Consider the following 6,676-nt stretch of genomic DNA (forward strand, 5'->3'; position numbering starts at 1 on the left):
TGAATATATATCATACATAAAATTATCGATATTTATAATTTTCATAGATTACAAATATATTTTTTAACTTATCAATATTTATTGGCTTGTTTAAAACATGATCTATATCTTTTATCATATTTTCATCAAAGTCACCTAACCAACCTGTCATAAGGCAGAAAAATATATCTTTATTTATCTTTTTAGCTATATTTGATATCTGTATACCATTTAATCCAGACATAGAAAAATCACAGATTATTATATCATAATTTCTCTTTTTTATTTCATTTTCTATATTAGAATTATCACAAATTTTAACTTTAGCTTTTGTAATAGATTTTATCATATCTGATATAATTTTTCTTACTTCATATTGATCATCCACTATTAATATATTTCCTTCAAAATTAACTTTAACATCCTTCTTATCAAAATTAATATCCTTTATATAATTACAAATTGGAAGTTCAATATAAAATACAGTTCCAAAACTCTCTTTACTGTCTATTTTCATTGTTCCGCCATGATCCTGTATTATTTTATAGGAAACACTTAAACCTAATCCTGAACCTTTCTTACCCTTTGTACTAAAAAAAGGCTCAAAAGCTCTCTTTACGACCTCTCTATTCATTCCTATACCATTATCTCTAAACTCTATTACTACATTATTATTTTTTACCTCTGAAGTTATCTCTATATAACCTTCTTCTGGAATAGCATCTATAGCATTTTTTATTATATTTATAAATACTTCTCTTATCTCAGTTTCATTTCCTTTAACTTTTGCATTAGAATTTAATTTGGACATTACATTTATATTTATACCATTTAATGCGCTCTCTGTAAGCCATTTATTTTTAGTAAGATTTATTGCATCCTTTATTATATTATCTATATTAAAAGTCTCTAGTCCATAATTTAAATTATATTGTTTAGTAAAACGTTTAATTTTATTGGTTATATTCATACCGTCATAAGCACACATCTCTATAACATCTAATTGTTTAATTAGATGTTTATCTTTCATATTACTCTCTTTTAGAAGTTGAATACTTCCAACTATAGGAGTTAAAACATTGTTTACATCATGAGCTATCCCAGCTGCCATTTCTCCCATAGCCCTTAATTTTTCACTCTCTATGAATTTATTTTGTTCTTGTATAATACAAAATGCACTTTTACATATTGAATTTAAATGTTTTAATTCTTCTTTTATCATTTTTCTATTGTGTCCGTATCTTCCTACTGATATTATACCTTTAGTTAAATCGTAATACTTAACATAAATTGTAATTATAGAATGTACATCTAATTCTTGTAGTAACACTGTTTTTAATTCTTCATCTTCTATAGTTGCAAAATCCATATATTTACTTATTTCTTTATCTATTATATTTTTATTTATGGATTTTTGATATAGTATTAAATTTCTATGATTCATAATATAATATTTATGTTTTTTATTAATTCCTAAATAACTATCTAACCCCAATACATTTTCTTTTAATTTATTTTTACTGTACATAATACAAAAATCTATATTACATATTTCTTTTAACTTTTTCATTACTAATTCAATAAATTCCGTTTTATTATAGGTTTTAGGCATATTAGAAAAAGTACTATTAAATGAAAGCAAATTATGATTTTCATATTTTAATTGTGCATTTGAATTCAATAGCCATCGTGACTTAAAGAAATCTTTATTATTATCAAAGTATAGTTCCTTATTCCTATCTAATACAATAATGCTTTCAAATTTCGAATACAAACCTTTAAACATAGTTAAGTTACAATAATTATTAACATATACTAAATTTCTAATTTTACCTTTATCATTAAAATTTAGTTTCTCTATAGATAAATTAAGTTTTTTCATCTTATTAATATACTTTGATAAGTTTTTAAAGTTCCAAATTATATTAATTTTATTTTTATATTTAATTTCTTCTTCTAATATTTTATAAAATTTATTTACATCATTGGCTATATTCATTTTGCTATAAAATTTAATTTCTAATATACCTTTATTTAAGGAATTCTTTATAATACTATAATCCTTTTTAAACATTGCTTTTAAATTAGAGCATAGAAAATCATCAGTAAATAAAAAAACTTTTTCCTCATTTTTTATAGAATATAAAATAAAATCCCTAATTACTTCTCCTTTATTGTTTTCAATAATAAAATCTGTATTTATATATAGTATTCTATTATTTTTATTACAATTTACAATTTTATTATATAAGGATCCCATACTGTACCTCTCATATATATTTTATTTTTACAAGTATTGTTTCCGTAATACAAGTATTTTTTAAGTAAACTAATAATTTTTCAGTAATACAAGTTTATTTTACCATATATTCCAATATATTTCCTAGCTTTTTAATATATTCTCCATACTTTGCCCAATCTCCATCTCTTTGAGCTTTGATAGCTTTATCATATATTACTTTAGCTTCTTTTATAGAATTAATCTTATTATCTTCTATATTTTCTTCTTTTCCTTCCTCTTTTTTAGTAAATAATTTAGTTAATGCCTCATCCATAGTTGTATCCAAAACTATTTTATCTCCATATGAGAGTATAATTCCTTTAACCTCTGGTGCACTATTTTTACCTTTTGCTCTTAAATACATAGATTCTACATATAATAATGAATTATTTATTGGTAGAATGATAGTATCTCCAAACTGTACTTTTGCTCCGCCCTCCCCTATATTCCAAAGTGATAATTCCTTGGAGATAAGTGGATCCTGCTTTATCTTTTGTTTAAAGAAATATGGACTATATATGGTTTTATGTATAGGAAATCTATACATAATTAATTTTCCATAGTTATCAGAAGTCATTCTGGCAGCTAACATAGAAGACATTGTATTTCTTTGTTTCATATTAAAGTATCCTAATAATATCATTTCTTCTAAATTGTCATTTGGAAGTTTCATAAAAACATAAGGTGATTCATTTGTTGCTTTATCTGTATTCATAGTTTTCTCATCTTGTGATAATTCCCATAAATCATCTCCATTTAAAAAAGCTATAGTATCTGTCATATGATATTTTTCAAATACTTTACATTGAATTTTAAAAATATCCTCTGGATACTTTAAATGCTCCTTTATACCTTCTGGAATTTTACTATAATCTTTAAATAAATTTTTAAATATCTTTGAATAACTTACTATGATTGGATCATTTTTATTTGTTATATAGAAGTTTATATCTCCATCTATAGCGTCAATTATCACTTTTGCTGAGTTCCTTATATAATTTATATCTTCATAAGGTTGAGAGTATGGATATTTATTTGAAGTAGTGTAAGCATCTATTACCCAGTAAAGTTTATTATCATGTATTACTAAATGTGGGTCATTATCATAGGTTAAAAAAGGTGCTATTTTCTTTGCTCTCTCCACTATATTTCTATTTATAAGTATCCTACTTTCTCTAGTTACATCCCTTGACAGTAAGAAATTTAAGTCCTTTTTATTTATAGCAAATATTATTTTATTTAATAAATTCATCTTAATGCCGGATTTACCATCATATTCGGTTATCTTATTATTTGCACCTTGTGGATAATCAAATTCTTTTAATTTGGTGTTTATTATGGCATATTCATCAGTTTTCTCTCCAAAATAAATTCTTGGATTGTCTATTAAAATATCTGTATTGTTTACTTGGGGTATATCTTTTATAGAAAAGTCAGGTTGTCCTTCTTCTGTTACTGAATTTACTTTACTCATAGCTACTCCATAACCATGTGTATATATTAGATGTCTATTTTGCCATGTATTTGGTTCTATAGCCTTTAAATTGAGTTCTCTTGCTGATATGAATATTTGACTTTCTTTTCCATTTATTTTGTACCTATCTATATCTATATCATTAAAAATATAATAAGGTCTTATGGTTTGATATTGATTATAAAATTCTAATGCTGGTTCGAAAGAATTTATTCTTATATTATCTATAGATTCTTTATTATTTTTTATATCTTGCGCTGTTAAATTATTATTTATATCAAAGTTTATTTCTTCTATATCATCTATATCAAAAGCCTTTCTAGTATAATCTATATTATATCTAACAAATGGTTCTTCTAACTTTTTTTCATTTGAATTAACAACAAAAGTTTGGACCAATTTTGATGTTGCACCTTCACTAAGTATAAGTAAAAAAATCAAAACTAATGAAATTATTATAGGTTTTATTTTTTTATTTATAATACTTATAAAAACTACTATAGAACCTATAAAAGATACTATAATTATAATTCTATAAATTAATAAACTTATATTTATATCTGTATAACTCGCTCCAAAGATTAAACCTCGCGGGCTATAAACTAAATTTCTAGATTTTATTATATATCCCATGGACAAAAATAATAATATAATTGCGGATACCACAGCCAATTGCTTACCTGCAAAATCTTTTACATCGTTTTTTATACTTTTTATATTTAAAGTCTTTCTAAAATTGATTTCTTTAATTTTATCTTTTAAATTTATAATAAAATACAAAATCAAAGTATAAATTACTAAAAACACAAGTACTCTTAAAATTAGAACATAAATAGATTGTAAGAAAGGTAGTTTGAAAATGTAAAATGAAATATCTTTATTAAATATAGGATCTTTTATATCAAAGGGAACAGAATTATTAAATTGAAGAATTTGATACCAATATTTAGATGAGAAAAAATAGGCAAATAATGATGATACAATACAATTAAATGCAATCATTAATTTTTTTCTCTTATTATGTTCTTGCCAATTTATATTTTTTTTCAAGCTTAAATAATATAACCATATACTTATAAATATAAGTGCAAATGACAAAGTAAATAATTTCCCTATTGTAAAAAATTCCTTTAAAAATACTGATGTATAAGATAACTCCTGAAACCATTGAAAATCTATTATAAAGGAAGTTGACCTATATAAAAATAATATCAGTAACAATATTATAATAGCTATAAATGTAATAACTTTTTTCTTCTTCACAAATATACCACCTTAATAAATTAACTTTTTTTATAATAATACTTATTTTATTAAATAACCCTTTTTATCTAGTTCATATATAATATTATCCATTTGCTCTTTAGTTTCTGTTAGTATAGTATGAATATGTAAGCCATTAGTAAGCTTTAAAAGGGGTTCTGCTTTATATTCATTAAACTTCTTAACAAACTTTTCAACATCATCTATGGTTTTTACCATTAGTACTGCCTTTATTTCTCCATACAATTGATGCTCTACTATAACATCTCTTATTACTCCTCCATACTTTACAATAGTCTTTAACTCATCTTCTATTTCATATCGATCATGAGATAGAGCTATTATTTTAAAGTTTAAATTTTTATCTTTTTTATTCATAATATATCCCTCTGGTGTTGCTACTATATCAGCTCCAGAAGCTCTTAAGATAGCTATATCTTTTACTATAATTTGTCTTGTTACTCCTAGTTTATCTGCAAAATCTTGACCTTTTATTGCTGATTCACTACTCATTAATGTTTTCTGTATATAGTCCCTTCTATCCAAATAATTCACATTATTCCTCCTTTAATTTAATTTATAGCATCACTAGACTTTAGCATATTTAACTCTTCATTAGATACATAGTTTCTACTATGATGGTTTCTTATAATATCTAAAAATTGATTATCATATCCCTTATACTTTAACATATGAAATGCTATTTCTCCATGATTATAATAAGTATTTATTTTTTTTATATTTGATAAATTTCTTAGCTTACCTTTAGTTAAGCAATCTAATATAACTAATATGCTCTTATCTAATACATTTAAATTGCAATTAATTTTCCCTATATCATGCAAAAGAGCTATTTTTATTAACCTCGTTGTATAATACCTATCTTTATTTTTATTTATACAATTACTTTTTATAGAATATGCTACTCTAACAGAATGTTTCTGATCAGATTTTGAAAGCTTTTTAAATAGTTCTTTTTCATATCTAGTTAAATATTTATCTACAAATATTTCATCTTCTATTTTCATTCTATCTATTAAGTTAAGATAGAATTGTTTTATTCTATAAAATTTCACATAATCTCTCCTATATTTATATTATACATCCAATAATACAATAATATATAATAAAGAACAAATAAAAAAAACTCATGGTTAATACCATGAGTTTTTTATGGTGGAGATAAAGAGATTCGAACTCTTGACCCCCTGCGTGCAAGGCAGGTGCTCTCCCAGCTGAGCTATACCCCCAAATATGGTGGACCTTCAGGGACTCGAACCCCGGACCTACCGGTTATGAGCCGGTTGCTCTAACCAGCTGAGCTAAAGATCCATATACTAACCTGGCAACGTCCTACTCTCCCACAAGGTCACCCTTGCAGTACCATCGGCGCTTAGAAGCTTAACCATCGTGTTCGGCATGGGAACGGGTGTTACCTTCTAGCTATAATCACCAGATGTTGATTCACAGAAATCTCTGATTTCGTTTTGAATCAGTACTTCTCAGCTACGCTGAAGAAGTTTCCTTTGAAAGAATAATTCTTTCAAAATTGCACAGAGTAAATAATTTGATCAAGCCTTCGATCTATTAGTATCAGTCAGCTAAATACATTGCTGCACTTACACCTCTGACCTATCAACCTTGTGTTCTTCAAGGGATCTTATTGACTTACGTCATGG

4 protein-coding genes, 2 tRNA genes and 2 rRNA genes are annotated in these 6,676 nt (G+C 25.0%); all 8 read right to left on the minus strand.

Annotation, left to right across the window (positions count from 1 at the left end; all coding sequences use genetic code 11):
• Positions 1–22: 22 nt before the first annotated feature.
• Positions 23–2,239 (minus strand): hybrid sensor histidine kinase/response regulator, encoded by a 2,217-nt coding sequence (locus tag B5D21_RS13285; RefSeq protein ID WP_078688122.1) that lies wholly within the window; start codon positions 2,237–2,239, stop codon positions 23–25.
• A 94-nt stretch (positions 2,240–2,333) separates the two neighbouring features.
• Positions 2,334–4,997: a UPF0182 family protein gene (locus B5D21_RS13290; protein ID WP_011098412.1), complete on the minus strand. Its 2,664-nt coding sequence runs from the start codon at positions 4,995–4,997 to the stop codon at positions 2,334–2,336.
• A gap of 42 nt (positions 4,998–5,039) precedes the next feature.
• Entirely contained in the window at positions 5,040–5,552 is a 513-nt protein-coding gene (locus B5D21_RS13295) for a transcription repressor NadR (RefSeq protein ID WP_011098413.1), read from the minus strand.
• Positions 5,553–5,569: 17 nt separating this feature from the next.
• Positions 5,570–6,073, minus strand: a complete 504-nt coding sequence (locus tag B5D21_RS13300; RefSeq protein ID WP_011098414.1) for an HDIG domain-containing metalloprotein — start codon at positions 6,071–6,073, stop codon at positions 5,570–5,572.
• 98 nt (positions 6,074–6,171) lie between these two features.
• A tRNA-Ala gene (locus B5D21_RS13305) sits at positions 6,172–6,247 on the minus strand.
• A 5-nt stretch (positions 6,248–6,252) separates the two neighbouring features.
• A tRNA-Ile gene (locus B5D21_RS13310) sits at positions 6,253–6,329 on the minus strand.
• Positions 6,330–6,337: 8 nt separating this feature from the next.
• A 5S ribosomal RNA gene (rrf, locus tag B5D21_RS13315) occupies positions 6,338–6,454 on the minus strand.
• A 110-nt stretch (positions 6,455–6,564) separates the two neighbouring features.
• Positions 6,565–6,676, minus strand: a 23S ribosomal RNA gene (locus B5D21_RS13320); the annotation flags it as partial.

The sequence above is a fragment of the Clostridium tetani genome (assembly GCF_900167265.1).
Lineage (GTDB): Bacteria > Bacillota > Clostridia > Clostridiales > Clostridiaceae > Clostridium_G > Clostridium_G tetani.

Excerpts from the sequence above, each read along its gene's own strand:
- B5D21_RS13285 (WP_078688122.1), bottom strand. The coding sequence starts at position 2,239 with ATGGGATCCTTATATAATAAAATTGTAAATTGTAATAAAAATAATAGA.